A 16,764-nucleotide genomic window follows, 5' to 3' on the forward strand; every position below is an offset into this window, starting at 1 on the left:
ACATGAACGATATCGGTGATTCCTCGGAAATGCGGCGGTGAGCCGCAGGGAAAGGTAGCCCTGCCGGGTCGAGCGCCGGTCGAAGCCGGCCGGACCCGACCCCACCCGCGCCCGAGGAGCCGTCCATGACCCAGCCCTCCATGCCTGTGCTGGAATCCCTCACCCGCACGTGGCCCGACATCGAGGCGGCGCACGAGAGCGCCGCGGGCGCCGGTGCCGCACTGCTGCGCAGCCGTACCGAACTGCTGGGCGCCCTCACCCGGCTCGCCACCTACGCCAGCGCACGCGACGAACTGCTGCGCTCCCTGCGCACGCTGGCCGGAGCGCCCTGGGAGCTGGCCCGCACGGGAGTGCCGCAGCTGGCCCGGGTCTCGGTCGTCCTCCCGCAGCACACCGCGCTCTACTCCTACGTCCGCCACTGTCTGGTGCCCGCCCTCTACTGCGACGAGGTCGTGGTCCGGCCCGCGCCCCGCATCCGGGAGACCGCATACGAGCTGCACCACGTCATCAGCCGCGGGCTCGCCCCGCGACTGGCGGCCCGTATCCGGTTCACCGACGCCGCACAGCGCGACTTCGCTCCCATGTGTGCCGAGTCGGACGCCGTCGCCTTCACCGGCAGCGCCGAGGCCGGCACCGGGTTGATGACCGAGATCGGCGACGGGCCGCTCTTCCTCCTCTCCGGGCCCGCACCCAACCCGCTGATCGTCGGCCCCCGCGCGGAACCGGCCGCCGCCTGCCGCGCCGTACTCCGCGCCAGACTGCACAACTCAGGGCAGGACCGGCTCTGCCCCGATGTGCTGTTCGTCCACCGGCTGCGGCTGAACGCGCTGGTCGAGCAGTTGCGTGCCGAGCTGTCCGTGCTGACGGTGGGCGCCCGCGGCTGGCCGGACGCCGTACTGACCGCGCTCACCTACGGGGAGGCGGTGCAGGGTGCGGCGCGGTTCCTCTCAGCGCACGCCGACCGGGTGGTGGCCGGCGGCGGTACCGACCTGGAGCGGATGCAGGTCGAGCCCTCCCTCCTGGTCTTCGACGAGGACCCCGGCTTCCACCCGCCCCCGTTGGCCGGGCCGCTGTTCTGCGTCGTCCCCTACGAGGACCCCGAACTGCTGCGCGAGTGGGCGCGGGACCCGCTGGAAGTGGAACGCGGTATGTACGCCGCCGTCTTCGGGGAGCCGCGGTTGAGCGGGCGCACCCTCGGTACCGCCGTCGTGCTGCGGGACGACACGCCGTTCGATGTGGAGGACGGCAACCAGCCGTGCGGCGGGTACGGAGCGCTTGCCAGCGGCGTACGCCGGGAGGGCGTGCTGCTGGGGAGGCCGCAGTTGCTCTCGCGTGAGGCCGCGCAACGGTACTCCGTGATCACCGGGCCGCTCCGGTAGTCCCGCGCTCAGTTGGGGCGCGGGTCGAGTCGGGCTGTAGAGGGCGCTGGCACGGTGCGCGGGAGGCGAACACCTTCCCGAAGGAGGCCGACGGTGGCACACCGGACGCTCATAGTGGCGCGCATGGAGCCGGGCAAGGCCGACTCCATCGCGCGGATCTTCGAGGAGTCGGACGGGACCGAACTGCCCCACATGGTGGGCGTGGCGCGGCGGACGCTCTTCACCTTCCACGACCTGTACTTCCACCTCGTCGAGGCGGACGAGGACATCACCCCCAATCTGTACCGCGCCCGCAGCCACCCCCTCTACGACGACATCAACACCCGCCTCGCGCAGTGCGTGTCGCCCTACGACCCGAACTGGCAGGAGCCCAAGGACGCGATGGCGAACCCGTTCTACGTATGGACGAAGGACTCAGGGAGGATCCAGTGAGCGAGTTCACCCAGCGCGAGCTGGCCGAGAAGCTGCTCGAGTGTGCGGGCGAGGCGGAGGACGTGGACATCGCCGATGAGGCGGCGCTGGATGTGCCGTTCCTCGAACTCGGCTACGACTCGCTTGCGCTGCTCCAGGTGACCGGTGTCATCAAGCGCGAGTACGGCGTCGAACTGTCCGACGACGCCGTGGTGGAGGCGGAGACGCCCCGGCTCCTGCTCAAGATGATCAACGCCAACCTGTCCGATGCGGCATGAGCCCCGCCGGCACGGAAACCGGTGTGCTGCCCGGGCCGGGGCTGGCGGGCAAGCGCGTCCTGGTCACCGGCGGCACCCGGGGCATCGGCCGCACCACGGCTCTGGCCTTCGCACAGGCGGGTGCCCGACTCGTCGTCGCCCACCGCAGTCCCGGTGACCACGCGCGCACCCTGGCCGAGGAACTGGCGGCCACCGGCGCCGAGCACCGTCTGGTACGCGCCGATGTCACCAGCTCCCAGGAGACGGCCCGGCTCGCCGAGGAGTGCCGGGCCACTCTGGGTGGTCTGGACGTGCTCGTCAACAACGTCGGCGTGGACGGCCACAGCAAGTTCGCGGACCTGGACGAGAGCGAGTGGCACCGGCTGCTCGACTCCAATGTCACCTCGGCGTTCCTGGTCACCCGCGCCGTCGACGAACTGCTCGTGGACGGCGCCTCGATCGTCAACATCGGCGCCTCGGTCGCCCTGCGGGGGCGCGCGCTCGGCACCCACTACTCCGCCTCCAAGGCGGCGCTCGTCGGCTTCGGCCGGGCGCTGTGCAAGGAGGTCGGCAGCCGTGGCATCCGCGTCAACACCGTGGCGCCCGGGGTCACGGCGACCGACGACGAGCCGGGGGCAGGCCTGCCGCCGCAGCTCGTCGAACGCCTCGCCGGGATGACGGCGCTGGGCCGGCTGGGCACCGGCGCCGACGTGGCCGGCGCGGTCCTCTACCTCGCGGGCGACACCTCCCGCTACGTCACCGGCGTCACGCTCACAGTCGATGGAGGAATCTGATGCCCTACGCGGCGATCACCTACCGGGTCAAGCCCGGCCACGAGGACGAGATCGCGGAGATCTTCGCCAACTTCAAGCGCGTCGACACCCCCGACCTCGCCGGGGACGACGGCGAGCAGGCCGGACGGCTGCTGGGTACCGGCGTCTTCATCAAGGACGACGTGATGGTGCGCGTCATCCACTACGAGGGCGACTTCGCGGCCGTCGGCAAGCACATGGCCCAGCAGAAGGGCGTGCACATCCTGGAGGAGAAGCTGCAGCCCTACCTCGCCGAGAAGCGCGACACCGCATCCCCTGAGGCGTTCGCCGCCTACTTCCGCGACGCCACCATGCGGTCCATCGCACAGCTGACCGTGGACACGCACCCCGCCGGGAGCTGAACCGATGAGGGTGGACGCTGTCCTTGGGGTGGCCGTTCTCCTCGGCAGCGGCGTCACGGCGGGGGTCCTCTTCGCCGTGGCGCTCAGCGTGCTGCCGGCGCTGTTCGCCATGGAGACCGGCACCTATGTGTACGCCCACAAACTGCTGGGCCGCAACTGGGATCCGACCATGCCCGTGGTCGTTCTGACGTCGACCGTGCTTGCCGTGGTCCTCGCCTTCGTCGCCGACGGCACCTGGGCCCGCGTGCTGTTCGCCGTTGCGGCGGTCCTGCTGCTGGGCGTCTCCGCCGTCTCCCACCTGTGCAACGTTCCCATCAACCGGCGGGTCAAGGCGGTGGCGGACCCCGCCGCGCTGCCCGACGACTGGGAGGACCCTCGCCCCCTCTGGCGCCGCTGGCACCTGCTGCGTACGGCGCTGGCACTGACGGCCCTGGTGGTGAACGCCGCGGCGGTGGCGGCGCTGCAGGGCGGCTGATGTCCGGCTGGGCCGCCCGGCCGTCCGGCTCATCCGCCGACGAGCGCCCGCAGTGCCACATACAGCACCGAGGGGCCCAGCAGGCACCCCACACCCGTGTAGAAGGTGGCTGTCATGGCGCCGTAGGGCACCAGGCGCTTGTCGGTCGCCGCCAGCCCGCCGGCCACTCCGGAGGTGGTGCCCAGCAGCCCGCCGAAGGCCATGGCCGACTTCGGGTTGTTCAGGCCGATCAGCGGGGCGATCAGCGGCGTCCCCACCATCACCACCACCGACTTGACCAGGCCCGCGGCCACCGACAGCGCGATCACCTCCGAGCTCGCGCCCACCGCCGTGCCCGTGACAGGCCCGACGATATAGGTGGCCGCACCGGCGCCGATGGTCGCCAGCGAGGCGGCATCCGTGTAACCGAAGAACGCGGCGACGACGGCGCCGGCCACGAAGGAGACCAGCACTCCCAGCAGGATGGACAGCGCGCCGGACAGCCCGGCCCGCCTGATCTCCCGCAGATCGACGCCGTACGCGGTCGAGACGATGGCGAAGTCCCGCAGCATCGCACCGCCCATCAGGCCCACCCCGGAAAAGACGGCGAAGTCGGCCAGCCCGTCCTCGCCACCGGTCGCCACGCCTCCCCACCAGGCCAGCACCAGACCGAGCAGAATGGCGATGGCCGAGCCCTGCAGCCTGCCGCGCGTGAGCTTTCTCGACAGCCATCCGGAGACCAGCATCACCCCGCCGACCAGCGCGAAGGCCACGATCAGATCGTTCTCCTCGAAGACGGAGACCAGCGTGTCCATCTCAGGCCTCCTGCCTCTCCTGCTCGGTCAGCGGCGGCAGCGGTTCGCCGGGCTCGCCTATCCGTGCCACGACCGGTACCAGCGCTGCACCTGCGGTGAGCGCGGCGAGCCCCGCCAGGAGCGCCATCGGCCCGCCGGTGATCGCCTTGGCCACGTCCTGGGTGGCGGCCATCGCGACGACGATCGGGATGTACATCGCGCTCCAGAAGAGCACGCCCTGTTCGGTGGGTTCGGGGAACTTCCCCCTGCCGCGGAGCCAGTGGGTCACCAGCACCAGCATGATCATGGCGAAGCCGACTCCGCCGACATTCGCGTCGACGCCGACCGCGGCGCCGAGCAGTTCACCGACGAGCGTGCCCACGAGCAGGCACACCGCCAGCGCTGCCACTCCATAGAGAACCATCGTCTTCTCCACACTGAGAGACTTCAGTAACGGACATCAGGGATCGACAGGGTCGGGGGCCGGTCGTCTCGTCCGCCGTGGCCGGCCCCGGGGGTCAGGCGTCCGCGGCGGCGAACAGGTCCTCGTAGCGCTTGCGCAGCTCGGCCTTCTGCACCTTTCCCATGACGTTGCGGGGCAACGCCTCGACAAAGCGCACGGCACGCGGGTGCTTGAACCGGGCGAGGTCCTCGGCGACGGAGCCGAGCAGCTCCTTCTCGTCCGGCCGCCGGCCGGACGCCGGGACGACGACGGCCACCACCGTCTCCCCGAAGTCGGGATGCGGGACACCGATCACGGCCGACTCCGCCACCCCCGGATGGGCGTCGAGCAGCTCCTCGATCTCCTTTGGGTAGATGTTGTAACCCCCGGAGATCACCAGGTCCTTGTCCCGGCCGACGATGCACAGATGGCCGTCCTCGTCGATACGGCCGAGATCGCCCGTGATGAAGAAGCCGTCCCCGCGGAACTCCGAGGCGGTCTTCTCGGGCAGCCGCCAGTAGCCGGTGAAGACATTGGGGCCGCGCACCTCGATGCTGCCGACCTCGCCGTCGGGCAGCGTCCGGCCGGTCTCGTCCACCACCCGGACCTCGGTGCCGGGCAGCGGCCTGCCGACGGTGCCGGGCTTGCGCGGCCCGTCCCGGTAGGGATTGGTGGTGTTCATCCCCGTCTCGGTCATCCCGTAGCGCTCCAGGATGGCGTGGCCGGTGCGGGCCTCGAAGGCCCGGTGGTCGGCCGCGAGCAGGGGAGCCGAGCCGGAGACGAACAGCCGCATCGGGGCACAGACCTCCGCGGTGAGCCGGTCGCTGTTCAGCAGCCGGGTGTAGAAGGTGGGCACACCCATCAGCACCGTGGCCCGGGGCAGCAGATCGACGACCGCCTCGGCGTCGAACCCGGGCAGGAAGTGCATGGAGGCGCCGGCCGTCAGAGTCATGTTCACGGCGACGAACAGACCGTGGATATGGAAGATCGGCAGGGCGTGGATGAGCCGGTCCTCGGCGGTGAACTCCCATGCCTCCAGCAGCGCCCGGCAGTTGGCCGCCAGGTTGCCGTGGGAGAGCACGGCGCCCTTGGAACGCCCGGTGGTCCCGGAGGTGTAGAGGATCGCCGCCGGGGCGTCGGCCGAGGCCTCGAAGACCTCCCGGTGGCGGCCGTCCCCCTCCAGCAGGCTGCCGTCACCTGCCGTGCCGAGGGTCTCGACGACCAGACCCTCCCCGGCGCGCTCCGCGTACCGGTCCCGGTACCGGTCCCGGCGCTCCGGGGAGCAGACGAGCACCCGCGGCCCGGCGTCCCCCAGGAAGTACTCCATCTCCGCAGCGGTGTAGGCGGTGTTGAGCGGCAGGAAGACGCCGCCCAGCTGCAGCGTGGCCAGATACAGCGCGACGGCCTCCGGGGACTTGTCCACCTGCACGGCGACCCGGTCACCCGGGGTCACCCCGTTGGCGGCGAGCCGGGCGGCGATCCGTTGCACGAGGCGTGCGGTTTCCCGGTAGGTGACGCCCCGGCCGTCGGGCAGTTCGAACAGCACCTTGTCAGGGCGCTGCTCCGCCTGCTCGGCGAAGGACCGGTGGATGGTGGTGAAGGGGGGCATGGGGGGTGGTGTTCCTTTCTCGAGAGCGGCCCGCAGCGGTCCGCCGAGCGCCACGGTGCGGTGCCGGACGTAGTCCTCGTGCCGGCGCTCCAGCTCCTCGGGCTCGTAGCGGTAGTTGACCATCGCGCCGTAGGACTGCCGCCAGGCCTCGGGTGAGCTGTTCGCCGGCCAGTTCAGCCGCCAGGCACAGGCCCCGTTTCCCAGGTGGAAGCGGGCGACCGCATCGAGGGGGCAGCCGTCGCCGCGCCGCTCCACGACGAGGTACCGGGCCAGCGCGGCCAGGAGCCGGGGGCGGAGCCGCTCGATGTCGGCCGCTTCGGGCCGCCTGGCGGACGTCCCCTGGGTGTTCTCCACGGCATCCAGCTCACCGGCCAGTTCGCGCAGCCCGGGGTCCTGCTCGGCCTGCTCATGCAGCCACCGCCGGAAGCCCGGCACAGGTGAGAGGGTGACGAACCGGCCCAGGTGCGGCAGCTGTTCCCCCACCTGTTCGATGACCTGCTTGATGAGGAAGCTGCCGAAGGAGATTCCGGCCAGCCCGTCCAGGGCGTTGTTGATCGAGTAGAGGACCGCCGTGTCCGTCTGCGCCGGGTCGAGCGCCGGACCGGGCTCCAGCAGGGGGGCGATCCGGTCCGGTACGCCGCGCACCAGCGCGACCTCCACGAAGATCAGCGGCACGTCACCGGTGGCCGGGTGGAAGAAGGCGTGGACGAGGCGGTCGTCGGGCAGCAGTCGGCGGCGCAGCTCGTGGCTGCTCGCCATGGGGTGGACCCGCTCGCCCCGCAGCAGGTGCGCGCGGAGCTCCTCGGGCGCGTCCCAGGTGACCTCGGACATCCGGAGGAAGCCGCGGTTGAACCAGGAGGTGAGCAGGTGGCGGAAGTCGTGGTCGAGGGGGCGCAGCTCCGGGTGGTACGGCAGCATCCTGCGCAGGTCGGCGCGGATGCCGACCAGGGCGAGCGTGGCGTCGGGCGCGTGGTTCATCCGGCGGAGCAGTTGCTGGCGGGCGGGCTCGACCACGTCGAAGAGCCCGGTCAGTTCGGCCTCGCCCCGCAGCCCGGCGTCCCTGGCGCTCTCCCAGCGGTGGTAGGCGGCGCGCACCTGGTCGGCGTCGACGTCGTACGCCGTGGTGATGTGGGCGAAGAAGGCCCGCTTGCCGTCGTCGTCCAGCCGGTCGTACGCGGACAGGGCCCGCGCCGCGACCGCCCGCATCGAGGACTCGCCCACGTCGCTCATCAGAACCTCGCAGGCGACGAGCAGGAGGTCGAACGGGGATTCCGGCTCGTCGCCCAGCGGTCCGCCGTCCGCCGGTCCGCCGTCCGCCGGCCCGCCGTCCGCCGGTCCGCCGCCGTGCCGCCCGGGGAACTGCCGGAGATCGGTCCACAGGCGGCCGTCGTGGCGTTCCATCTCCAGGTCCTCTCCACGGGCTCACACCACTGTCTTCACATACAACACGCGCCGTGATGTATATAACAGCGGAACCGTAGGACACATGAGTGGCATCCGCTACCCCCTGAGCAGCCGGATAACCTGGGGGATCGGAGGTGCACATGGCTCGAGTCCCGGAATCCCAGCGCGTGCGGGACGCGCTCGAGAACGCCGTCGTCGACGGCCGCTACCGGCCCGGCGAGCGCCTGGACCCGGCGCAGCTGGCGCGGGAGTTCGGCTGCTCCCGTACGCCGATCCGCGAGGCCCTGCAGGCGCTGGAGCGCTCCGGGCTGGTGCAGATCCGCCCCAAACAAGGCACGTACGTCACCGAGTTGAGCGTCCCGGAGCTGGCCGAGCGCTTCGAGGTGATGGCCGAACTGGAGGGGATGGCGGCCAGGCTCTCGGCGCGCCGTATCGAGCACAAGGCGCTGGACGACCTCGAACGCGCCCTGCGGGAGTGCGAGGAACACGCGACCGCGGGCGACGCCGACCGCTACTACTACGCCAACGCCCTCTTCCACGACATCGTCTACGACTCGTGCGGCAACACCTATCTGCGGCAGCAGACCCACGCGCTCAAAAGGGTCCTGCAGCCCTACCGCCGACTGCAGTTGCGGGTGCCGGACCGGATGCGGCGCTCCCTGGCCGAGCACCGGCAGATCGCCGACGCCATCAGGGACGGCGACGCCGAGGCCGCCGAGAACGCCGCACGCGACCATGTCCTCGTCCAGGTCAAGGAGTTCAGCCACCTGGTGCGGACCTGGAAGCATCTGAGCCGTCCGGTGCCGCCGGCCGGGGAGCGGGTCGGCTCCTGAAGGGGCGGTCCGTGAAGGGGCGGCCCGTGAGCGGGCGCGCCGCGGCCCGATGGCCGCTCATGAGCAGCGTCAGGCGGCGTCCCTGACCGACATCTGCGCCATGCAGGTCAGCAGCGAGCGGCGGAACGTGGCGACGAAACCCTCGACGGTGTCGGTCGCGCGGGGCCGGGACAGATACGGGGCCAGCTTCTCCTCGACCTCGCGCACCCCCGGCTGGGTCGCCATGTGACGGGCGATGGCGTCCAGGTCGCCCTCGTACTCGATGACCCGGACCATCGTGGCGTCCCGGATGAAGACCGCGGTCGACAGGATGCGCGCCGCCTCGCCGCCCGCCTCGTCCTGCACGACGGGCGAGCCCACCCGCCGGAAGTTGCCGAAGATCTCGGAGATCTCCTTCTCGTACCCCGCCTTGATGTCGTAGGTGATGGCGGCGAACGGCATGGCTGCTCCTCGCTGTCGCGGACAGGGCCGCCGCTCATCTGGCCCCATGTCACTCGCCCCGCACTCGAGCTCCGCTGGGGAGGGGGTGTGCCCCTTCCTCCCCTCCGCAGGCTGCGGGCGCGTTGTGGCTTGTCGCGCAGTTCCCCGCGCCCCTGACGGGGCGCGCGTGCTCCGTCGATGGCGGTTCGAGCGGTGTTGTAGGGCCGACTGCCAAGGTCCCCGCGCTGGGCGAAGGCCCAACCACATGGCGGCACCAGCCAAGGAAGCCGAAGGAGGCGGGGGTCAGTGACCACCGAGATCACGCGCACCGTCCGGGTGCACGCCGACGACGTCGAGGCCAACACCCGGCGCGGCGGCGACATCAGGACCACGCTCAGCCCGAAGACCACGGGATGCACCAGCGGTTTCGGCGGGGTGCTGAGCCTGGCCCCGGGCGAGCACGTCACCGAGCACTACCACCCCTACTCCGAGGAGTTCCTGCACATCGTCACCGGGCGGCTGGAGATGACGATGGACGGGCAGGTCGTCCAGCTCGGCCCCGGCGACTCGCTGCTGGTGCCCATCGGCGTACGGCACCGGCTGGTGAACACCGGCACCGAGCCCGCGCACGCCGCCTTCCACCTCTCGCCGCTGGCGCCCCGCCCCGACCTGGGCCATGTGGACACCGAGAAGGTGGCACGGGCCGAGCAGCCCAACCCCTCCGTCGGCGGTGCCTCGTGACCGCTCAGGCAGCCGCAGGGCGCCGCGCCGTGGTCACCGGCGTCGGCGTGGTCGCACCCGGCGGAGTGGGCCGGGAGGCGTTCTGGAAGCTGCTGTCCGACGGCCGTACCGCCACCCGCCGAATCTCGCTGTTCGACCCCACCGAGTTCCGCTCCCGGATGGCGGCCGAGGCCGACTTCGACCCGGTCGCCGCCGGGCTCACCCCGCGGCAGATCCGGCGGATGGACCGGGCCGCGCAGTTCGCCGTCGTCAGCGCCAGGGAGGCGGTCGAGGACAGCGGCTACGACTTCGCCGCCGCCGACCCGGCCCGCACCGGTGTGAGCATCGGCAGCGCGGTGGGCTGCACCATGGGCCTGGAGGAGGAGTATGTCCTGCTCAGCGACGCCGGCAAGCACTGGCTGGTGGACCACACCTACGGCGTGCCGCACCTGTACGGCTACATGGTGCCCTCCACCCTCGCAGTCGAGGTCGCCTGGGAGGTCGGCGCCGAGGGCCCGGTCGCGCTGATCTCCACCGGCTGCACCTCGGGCCTGGACTCCATCGGGCACGGCGTACAGCTCATCGAGGAGGGCAGCTCGGACGTGGTGCTGGCGGGCGCCACCGACGCGCCGCTCTCGCCGATCACCTCCGCCTGTTTCGACGCCATCAAGGCGACCTCGCCCAACAACGACGACCCCGAGCATGCCTCCCGGCCCTTCGACGCGGAGCGCGACGGCTTCGTCCTCGGCGAGGGCGCCGCCGTGCTCGTACTGGAGGAGAAGGCGGCGGCCGAGGCACGCGGGGCGCGGATCTACGGGGAGATCGTCGGCTACGCGGGCCGCAGCAACGCCTTCCACATGACCGGACTGAAGGCCAACGGGCGGGAGATGGCCGAGGCCATCCGGGTCTGCCTGGACCGGGCCCGGCTCGACCCCACAGCGGTCGACTACATCAACGCGCACGGCTCGGGGACCAAGCAGAACGACCGCCATGAGACGGCCGCGTTCAAACGCAGCCTGGGCGAGCACGCCTACCGGGTCCCGGTCAGCTCCATCAAGTCCATGGTGGGCCACTCGCTGGGGGCCATCGGCTCCATCGAGGTGGCGGCCTGCGCCCTGGCGCTCGACCGGCAGGTCGTCCCGCCCACCGCCAATCTGCACAACGCCGACCCCGAGTGCGATCTGGACTATGTACCGCGCACCGCGCGCGAGCACGCCATGGACGTGGTGCTCAGCGTCGGCAGCGGCTTCGGCGGCTTCCAGAGCGCCACCGTGCTGGCACGCGCGGGGGCCGTGGCGTACGAGGGGGCCGCCGTATGAGCCCCACCGCGACGAGCACCGCGCCCGTCTCCGCGACCGGCGTCACCACCCGGACCCGCGCCCCTGTCATCACCGGGCTCGGCGTCCTGGCGCCCACCGGCATCGGCACCGAGGAGCACTGGCGCTCGGTGCTGGCGGGCCGCTCGGCCATCGACCGGATCACCCTGTTCGACCCTGCGCCCTACCCGGTGCGGCTGGCCGGCCAGGTGCCCGGCTTCGTGGCCAAGGGGCGGGTGCCCAGCCGGCTCATCCAGCAGACCGACCGCTGGACCCACCTGGGGCTGGCCGCGGCCGAGGCCGCCATAGCCGACGCGGGCGTGGTCCCCTCCGAACTGCCCGAGTACGAGATGGCCGTGGTCACCTCCAGCTCCTCGGGCGGCACCGAGTTCGGCCAGCACGAGATGGAGAACCTCTACCAGCACGCCCCCGACTGGGTGGGCGCCTACCAGTCGATCGCCTGGTTCTACGCGGCCACCACGGGCCAGATCTCCATCCGGCACGGGATGCGCGGCCCCTGCGGTGTGCTGTGCTGCGAACAGGCAGGCGGACTGGATGCCATCGGCCAGGCGCGGCGGCTGATCCGTACCGGCGCCAAGCTGGTGATGACCGGCGGCACCGACGCCTCCCTGTGCCCCTACGGGCTGACGGCGCAGCTGACCACCGGGCAGCTGTCCACCGTGCAGGACCCGGAACGCGCCTATCTGCCGTTCGACGCGGACGCCTCCGGCTATCTGCCCGGCGAGGGCGGCGCGCTGCTCGTCGTCGAGGACGCCGAGGCGGCCGAGGCCCGCGGCGCCGGCCGGATCTACGGCCGGGTGCTGGGCTACGCCGCCGCCTTCGACCCCCCGCCGGGCTCGGACCGCGGCCCGGTGCTGGCCCGTACGGTCCGCACCGCGCTGGCCGACGCCCGGCTGGACGCCGCCGAGGTGGATGTGGTCTTCGCCGACGCGCTCGGCGTCCCGGAGGCCGACCGTGCCGAGGCCGAGGCGCTGGCCGAGGTGTTCGGGCCGCGCGGAGTGCCGGTCACCGCGCCCAAGACGCTGACCGGCCGGCTCTACGGCGGGGGAGCGGCGCTGGACGCCGCCACCGCGCTGCTGGCGCTGCGCGACCAGGTCGTCCCGCACACCGCGGGACCCGCGGCGCCCGCTCCCGGATACGAGATCGACCTCGTACTCGGCGAGCCGCGCCAGGCCGAACTGCGCACCGCGCTGGTCGTCGCGCGCGGTCACGGGGGCTTCAACGCCGCGCTCGTGCTGGGGCATCCGCACGGACAACCCGAGAACTGAGGAGGGAACCGCCATGGCGGGCCACACCGACAACAGCATCGTCATCGACGCGCCGATCGATCTGGTCTGGGACATGACCAACGACCTGAAGTCCTGGCCGAACCTGTTCAGCGAGTACGCGGCCGTCGAGGTGCTGGAGGACAACGACGGAGCCGACGGCAGGGAGATCGTCTTCCGGCTCACCATGCACCCCGACGAGGACGGCAACGTCTGGAGCTGGGTCTCCAAGCGGGTCCCCGACCCCGCCAAGCGCCAGGTGCGCGCCCACCGCGTGGAGACCGGGCCGTTCGAGTACATGAACATCTACTGGGAGTACCTCCCCGAGGGCGACGGCACCAGGATGCGCTGGGTGCAGGACTTCCATATGAAGGAAGCCGCGCCGGTCACCGACGACGGGATGACCGCGCATCTGAACCGCAACACCGCGGTGCAGATGAAGCTCATCAAGGAGAAGGTCGAGGCGGCAGCGAAGGCAGCGGCGGGACAGTGATCGCGTATCTCGCCCCGCTCGTCGTCCTGTTCAACGGGCTGGCCGCCGGGGTGCTGTTCGGCACCCAGTTGGGCGGCTGGCCGCTGCTGGCGGCGCTGCCCGCCGACCGGTACGTGCACGCGCACGCGTTCTTCGCCACCCGTTACGACCCGGCCATGCCGATCTGCCTGCTCGGCACCCTGGCCGGAGACATCTGGCTGGCGGCTGTCAGCCCGCACGCGGGGGCCCGCGGCCTGTTCGTCGCGGGCGCCGTGCTGGCTGCGGTCACCGTGGTCATCTCGCTCACCAAGAACGTCCCGGTCAACAAGTGGGTGCGCACCCTCGACCCGGACAACCTGCCCGCGGACTTCGCCGACCGGGACCCGCGGTGGCGCTGGGGCGCCTGGAACCAGCGCCGCAGCGCGCTGACCGTCCTCGCGCTGGTCGCCAACTGTGCGGCGCTCGCGCTGCTGCTGTGACCCGCTGTGACCTGCTGTGACAAACGACCCCTTACGGAGGAACTCATGGATCTCGGCCTCAAGGGCAAGAAGGCCCTGGTCACCGGCGGTACCAGGGGAGTGGGCCGGGGCATCGCGCTCGCCCTGGCCGAGGCCGGCGCCGATGTGCTGACCTGCTATCAGAAGGAGAGCGACGCCGTCGCCTCGCTGGAGGCGGCCCTCAAGGAGACCGACGGCGACCACCACGTGGTGTGCGCCGATGTCTCGGACCCCGACAGCGTCGGCGCCCTGATCGAGGAGGCCCGCACCCGCTGGGGCCGGCTCGACCTGGTCGTCAACAACGCCGGTGCCATCAGCCACATCCCCTACGCCGAGCTGCCGTTGGAGGAGTGGCGGCGCATCGTCGACACCAACCTCACCGGTGTCCACCTGGTCATCCAGGCGGCGCTGCCGCTGCTGGGCGAGGGCTCCTCCGTGGTCAGCATCGGCTCCAAGGCGGTGGAGGCGGGCATTCCGCTGCGCTCCCACTACACCGCGACCAAGGCGGCGCTGGTCGGCCTGAACCGCTCGCTGGCCAAGGAATTCGGCAGCAAGGGCATCCGCTTCAACATCGTCGCGCTCGGCGTCATCGAGACCGAGAACCTGCACAAGATGCCCGAGGACCAGCAGAAACTCATGATCGAGCGGTACAGCGCCAAGACCGCGCTGGGCCGGCTCGGCACCCCCGACGAGGTCGCGGGCGCCATCCTGTGGCTGGCCAGCGACCTGTCCCGCTATGTCACCGGCGCCACCATCGGCGTGGACGGAGGAATCTCGTGACCACCGAAGCGACGAGCGAGGGCCAGTTCCGGGTGCTGCTGCGGATGCAGATCAACCCCGGCATGGAAGCAGACTTCGAGAAGGTGTGGCGCGGCAGCACCGAGGCCGTCACCGGCCACCCCGCCTGCCTGGGCCAGTGGCTGTCCAAGTCGGCCGACGAGGAGTCCACGTACTACATCGTCAGCGACTGGGTGGACGAACCCGGCTTCCGCGAGTTCGAGACCAGCGAAGCGCACCTCGCCCACCGCGAGCGGCTGCACCCCTACCGCTCCCAGGGCTCCTTCAACACCATGACGGTCGTCGCGCACGTACCCGGCAAGGCGGGCACAGATGCCCGCTGAGGTCCGGGTACTGGTCTACCAGGCGGCTTACGACGACGAGCAGCTGGCCGCGGTGCGTGACGCGTACCACCAGGTCAGCAAGCGGATGGCGCGGGTGCCCGGGATGCTCGGCAACGAGCTGCTGCGCTCCCCGGCAGACCCCACCGCGCTCGTCGTCGTCAGTCGCTGGTCCGACATGGCGGCCTTCCGCGCGTGGGAGGAGGGCGCAGCGCACAAGGACGACACCGCGCCCCTGCGCCCGTACCGGGACACCCGGCTGAAGGTGCCGTTCGGCATCTACGAGGTGGACGCCACCTACTGACGGCCGCGATTTCTTCCCGCCGCGACGGCGAGCAACCACGACCAACGCAATCGGCGGTGCCGAACTCAGCGAAACCCCAAGGGATTCCCATGACAACTTCGACCGTGCTGCCAACCCAGCAGCCCTCCTGGGTCTCGTGCACCAACTGCCGCTCCCTCGTCTACGGCAAGCGGTACAAGAGGCTGCTGCACGTGTGCCCCGAGTGCGGGGCGCACGCCCGCCTGGACGCACCCGCGCGCATAGCGCAGCTGTTCGACCAGGGCAGCGTTGAACCCCTGCCCGTGCAAGCGACCGCGCACAACCCCCTCGACTTCGTGGACCAGCGGCCGTACGCGGAGCGTCTCCAGCAGGCCCGCCACAAGACCGGCCAGCAGGACGCGGTCCTCGCGGTGCGGGGCCGCATCGAAGGGCGCCCCCTCACGGCGGCCGTGATGGACTTCCGCTTCTTCGGCGGCAGCCTCGGCGTCGCGGCGGGCGAGGCGGTCACCACAGCCGCTGAGCACGCGCTGCGGGACCGCACCCCCCTGCTGCTCGTCACCGCTTCAGGGGGTGCGCGGATGCAGGAGGGGGCGCTGTCCCTGATGCAGATGGCCAAGACCAGCAACGCGCTCGCCGAGCTGGACGAGGCCGGACTGCTGACCGTCACCCTGGTCACCGACCCCACTTACGGCGGTGTCGCCGCCTCCTTCGCCACCCTCTCCGACGTGGTGGTCGCCGAACCCGGCGCCCGGATGGGCTTCGCCGGGCCGCGCGTCATCGAGCAGACCATCCGGCAGCAGCTGCCCGACGGCTTCCAGACCGCCGAATTCCTGCGCGACCACGGCCTCGTGGACGACGTGTGGGAACGTGGCGAACTGCGCGCCAGGCTCGCCCGGCTGCTCGCCGTCTCCGACCGCCCGGCACCGGACTGGGGCAGCGCCGAGGAGGATCCCGTCGTCCGCGACAGCCAGCTGCTGGACCAGCTGCCCGCCTGGGACTGCGTCCAGCTCGCCCGCGAGGCCGGGCGGCCCACCACCCTGGAGCACATCGGGTTCTGGCTGGACGGCTTCGTCGAGCTGCACGGCGACCGCGCCGGCGAGGAGTGCCCGGCCGTCGTCGGCGGCATCGGCTGCCTGGACGACCTGCCGGTGATGGTCATCGGCCACCAGAAGGGCCACACCACCGCCGAACTGGTGGCCCGCAACTTCGGGATGCCCTCGCCCGCCGGCTACCGCAAGGCGGCCCGGCTGATGCGGCTGGCGGCCAAGCTGGGGATTCCCGTCGTCACCCTGATCGACACGCCGGGCGCCTACCCGGGACTCAGCGCGGAGGAGAGCGGCCAGTCCGGCGCCATCGCCGAGAACCTGCGGCTGATGGGCTCGCTGCCGGTGCCGGTGGTCGCCGTCGTGACCGGCGAGGGCGGCAGCGGGGGCGCGCTCGCGCTGGGCGTCGCCGACCGGGTGCTGATCTGCGCGAATGCGACCTACTCGGTGATCAGCCCGGAGGGCTGCGCGGCGATCCTGTGGAAGAACGCCGCGGAGGCGGCTGTCGCCGCCGATGAGTTGGCACTTGATGCGGCTTCTTTGCTGAGGCTCGGCGTGGTGGACGGGGTCATTCCTGAACCCGAGGGCGGCGGGCATACGGATACGGCTGCTTTGAGCGACTCCGTGCGGAGGGCTGTTGTCGCCGCCCTTTGCGAGTTGCGCTCCGCGCCGGGTGAGGAGTCCGTGACCGCGCGGAGACGCCGTTTCCGGTCCTTCGGACTCGCGGAGGGGTCGTGAGGGCCGGGGAGGGGGTGGCCCTGTCCGACGTTTGCGGGCCGCCGGTCTGCTGTGGTTGCCCGCGCAGTTCCCCGCGCCCCTTCGGGGCGCGGTATCACCAACGGAGAGGCACTC

20 protein-coding genes are annotated in these 16,764 nt (G+C 71.4%); 16 read left to right on the plus strand and 4 right to left on the minus strand.

The genetic code is table 11. From position 1 onward, the window contains the following. Window positions 1-125 precede the first annotated feature (125 nt). From HC362_RS25625 to HC362_RS25650, 6 genes are all read left to right on the plus strand, one after another. Window positions 126-1,379, plus strand: coding sequence for an aldehyde dehydrogenase family protein (locus HC362_RS25625; protein ID WP_243086507.1), 1,254 nt, complete (start codon window positions 126-128; stop codon window positions 1,377-1,379). A 93-nt stretch (window positions 1,380-1,472) separates the two neighbouring features. Continuing rightward, on the plus strand, window positions 1,473-1,811 hold the full coding sequence (locus HC362_RS25630) for a TcmI family type II polyketide cyclase (protein ID WP_209266925.1): 339 nt from the start codon (window positions 1,473-1,475) through the stop codon (window positions 1,809-1,811). Beyond that, entirely contained in the window at window positions 1,808-2,068 is a 261-nt protein-coding gene (locus tag HC362_RS25635) for an acyl carrier protein (protein WP_243086508.1), read from the plus strand. Before HC362_RS25630 ends, HC362_RS25635 begins: the two co-directional genes overlap by 4 nt. Further along, on the plus strand, window positions 2,065-2,841 hold the full coding sequence (locus HC362_RS25640; protein WP_243086509.1) for an SDR family oxidoreductase: 777 nt from the start codon (window positions 2,065-2,067) through the stop codon (window positions 2,839-2,841). Before HC362_RS25635 ends, HC362_RS25640 begins: the two co-directional genes overlap by 4 nt. After that, window positions 2,841-3,221, plus strand: a complete 381-nt coding sequence (locus HC362_RS25645) for a SchA/CurD-like domain-containing protein (protein WP_209266922.1) — start codon at window positions 2,841-2,843, stop codon at window positions 3,219-3,221. The genes HC362_RS25640 and HC362_RS25645 overlap by 1 nt, the downstream gene beginning before the upstream one ends. A gap of 4 nt (window positions 3,222-3,225) precedes the next feature. Beyond that, window positions 3,226-3,696 (plus strand): DUF1772 domain-containing protein, encoded by a 471-nt coding sequence (locus HC362_RS25650; protein ID WP_243086510.1) that lies wholly within the window; start codon window positions 3,226-3,228, stop codon window positions 3,694-3,696. A gap of 29 nt (window positions 3,697-3,725) precedes the next feature. Here HC362_RS25650 and madM read toward each other — a convergent pair whose 3' ends face one another. From madM to HC362_RS25665, 3 genes are all read right to left on the minus strand, one after another. Next, entirely contained in the window at window positions 3,726-4,490 is a 765-nt protein-coding gene (gene madM, locus HC362_RS25655; RefSeq protein ID WP_243086511.1) for a malonate transporter subunit MadM, read from the minus strand. 1 nt (window position 4,491) lies between these two features. Then, entirely contained in the window at window positions 4,492-4,893 is a 402-nt protein-coding gene (madL, locus tag HC362_RS25660) for a malonate transporter subunit MadL (protein ID WP_243086512.1), read from the minus strand. A 94-nt stretch (window positions 4,894-4,987) separates the two neighbouring features. Then, the gene (locus HC362_RS25665) at window positions 4,988-7,921 is read right to left on the minus strand and encodes an AMP-binding protein (protein ID WP_243086513.1); all 2,934 of its coding nucleotides are present in this window, start codon (window positions 7,919-7,921) and stop codon (window positions 4,988-4,990) included. Window positions 7,922-8,064: 143 nt separating this feature from the next. On the opposite strand from HC362_RS25665, the gene HC362_RS25670 reads away from it, so the two are divergent. Further along, entirely contained in the window at window positions 8,065-8,757 is a 693-nt protein-coding gene (locus tag HC362_RS25670; RefSeq protein WP_243086514.1) for a GntR family transcriptional regulator, read from the plus strand. A gap of 69 nt (window positions 8,758-8,826) precedes the next feature. Here the strand turns inward: HC362_RS25670 and HC362_RS25675 are convergent, their stop codons facing one another. Then, the gene (locus tag HC362_RS25675; RefSeq protein ID WP_243086515.1) at window positions 8,827-9,198 is read right to left on the minus strand and encodes a SchA/CurD-like domain-containing protein; all 372 of its coding nucleotides are present in this window, start codon (window positions 9,196-9,198) and stop codon (window positions 8,827-8,829) included. A 285-nt stretch (window positions 9,199-9,483) separates the two neighbouring features. On the opposite strand from HC362_RS25675, the gene HC362_RS25680 reads away from it, so the two are divergent. The 9 genes from HC362_RS25680 (at window position 9,484) to accA (ending at window position 16,650) form a co-directional block, all read left to right on the plus strand. Continuing rightward, window positions 9,484-9,918: a cupin domain-containing protein gene (locus tag HC362_RS25680; RefSeq protein WP_243086516.1), complete on the plus strand. Its 435-nt coding sequence runs from the start codon at window positions 9,484-9,486 to the stop codon at window positions 9,916-9,918. After that, window positions 9,915-11,216: a beta-ketoacyl-[acyl-carrier-protein] synthase family protein gene (locus HC362_RS25685; protein ID WP_243086517.1), complete on the plus strand. Its 1,302-nt coding sequence runs from the start codon at window positions 9,915-9,917 to the stop codon at window positions 11,214-11,216. Before HC362_RS25680 ends, HC362_RS25685 begins: the two co-directional genes overlap by 4 nt. After that, window positions 11,213-12,502, plus strand: a complete 1,290-nt coding sequence (locus HC362_RS25690; protein WP_243086518.1) for a ketosynthase chain-length factor — start codon at window positions 11,213-11,215, stop codon at window positions 12,500-12,502. The genes HC362_RS25685 and HC362_RS25690 overlap by 4 nt, the downstream gene beginning before the upstream one ends. A 13-nt stretch (window positions 12,503-12,515) precedes the next feature. After that, the gene (locus tag HC362_RS25695; RefSeq protein WP_243086519.1) at window positions 12,516-12,992 is read left to right on the plus strand and encodes an SRPBCC family protein; all 477 of its coding nucleotides are present in this window, start codon (window positions 12,516-12,518) and stop codon (window positions 12,990-12,992) included. Further along, entirely contained in the window at window positions 12,989-13,450 is a 462-nt protein-coding gene (locus HC362_RS25700; protein WP_243086520.1) for a DUF1772 domain-containing protein, read from the plus strand. The genes HC362_RS25695 and HC362_RS25700 overlap by 4 nt, the downstream gene beginning before the upstream one ends. Before the next feature lie 45 nt (window positions 13,451-13,495). Then, on the plus strand, window positions 13,496-14,248 hold the full coding sequence (locus HC362_RS25705; protein ID WP_243086521.1) for an SDR family oxidoreductase: 753 nt from the start codon (window positions 13,496-13,498) through the stop codon (window positions 14,246-14,248). Then, the gene (locus tag HC362_RS25710; RefSeq protein WP_243086522.1) at window positions 14,245-14,589 is read left to right on the plus strand and encodes an antibiotic biosynthesis monooxygenase family protein; all 345 of its coding nucleotides are present in this window, start codon (window positions 14,245-14,247) and stop codon (window positions 14,587-14,589) included. The genes HC362_RS25705 and HC362_RS25710 overlap by 4 nt, the downstream gene beginning before the upstream one ends. Next, window positions 14,579-14,890 (plus strand): antibiotic biosynthesis monooxygenase family protein, encoded by a 312-nt coding sequence (locus tag HC362_RS25715; protein WP_209266912.1) that lies wholly within the window; start codon window positions 14,579-14,581, stop codon window positions 14,888-14,890. Before HC362_RS25710 ends, HC362_RS25715 begins: the two co-directional genes overlap by 11 nt. An 89-nt stretch (window positions 14,891-14,979) precedes the next feature. Continuing rightward, entirely contained in the window at window positions 14,980-16,650 is a 1,671-nt protein-coding gene (accA, locus tag HC362_RS25720) for an acetyl-CoA carboxylase carboxyl transferase subunit alpha (protein ID WP_243086523.1), read from the plus strand. Window positions 16,651-16,764 lie beyond the last annotated feature (114 nt).

This window comes from Streptomyces sp. 891-h (assembly GCF_022760275.1).
GTDB classification, from domain to species: Bacteria; Actinomycetota; Actinomycetes; order Streptomycetales; family Streptomycetaceae; genus Streptomyces; species Streptomyces spirodelae.

Bases quoted from the DNA above. Each gene is read 5' to 3' on its own strand.
- HC362_RS25670 (WP_243086514.1), top strand. From the start codon at position 8,065: ATGGCTCGAGTCCCGGAATCCCAGCGCGTGCGGGACGCGCTCGAGAAC.
- HC362_RS25695 (WP_243086519.1), top strand. From the start codon at position 12,516: ATGGCGGGCCACACCGACAACAGCATCGTCATCGACGCGCCGATCGAT.
- HC362_RS25705 (WP_243086521.1), top strand. From the start codon at position 13,496: ATGGATCTCGGCCTCAAGGGCAAGAAGGCCCTGGTCACCGGCGGTACC.
- HC362_RS25665 (WP_243086513.1), bottom strand. From the start codon at position 7,921: ATGGAACGCCACGACGGCCGCCTGTGGACCGATCTCCGGCAGTTCCCC.
- HC362_RS25650 (WP_243086510.1), top strand. From the start codon at position 3,226: ATGAGGGTGGACGCTGTCCTTGGGGTGGCCGTTCTCCTCGGCAGCGGC.
- HC362_RS25645 (WP_209266922.1), top strand. From the start codon at position 2,841: ATGCCCTACGCGGCGATCACCTACCGGGTCAAGCCCGGCCACGAGGAC.
- HC362_RS25675 (WP_243086515.1), bottom strand. From the start codon at position 9,198: ATGCCGTTCGCCGCCATCACCTACGACATCAAGGCGGGGTACGAGAAG.
- accA (WP_243086523.1), top strand. From the start codon at position 14,980: ATGACAACTTCGACCGTGCTGCCAACCCAGCAGCCCTCCTGGGTCTCG.
- HC362_RS25640 (WP_243086509.1), top strand. From the start codon at position 2,065: ATGAGCCCCGCCGGCACGGAAACCGGTGTGCTGCCCGGGCCGGGGCTG.
- madL (WP_243086512.1), bottom strand. From the start codon at position 4,893: ATGGTTCTCTATGGAGTGGCAGCGCTGGCGGTGTGCCTGCTCGTGGGC.
- HC362_RS25715 (WP_209266912.1), top strand. From the start codon at position 14,579: ATGCCCGCTGAGGTCCGGGTACTGGTCTACCAGGCGGCTTACGACGAC.
- HC362_RS25625 (WP_243086507.1), top strand. From the start codon at position 126: ATGACCCAGCCCTCCATGCCTGTGCTGGAATCCCTCACCCGCACGTGG.
- HC362_RS25690 (WP_243086518.1), top strand. From the start codon at position 11,213: ATGAGCCCCACCGCGACGAGCACCGCGCCCGTCTCCGCGACCGGCGTC.
- madM (WP_243086511.1), bottom strand. From the start codon at position 4,490: ATGGACACGCTGGTCTCCGTCTTCGAGGAGAACGATCTGATCGTGGCC.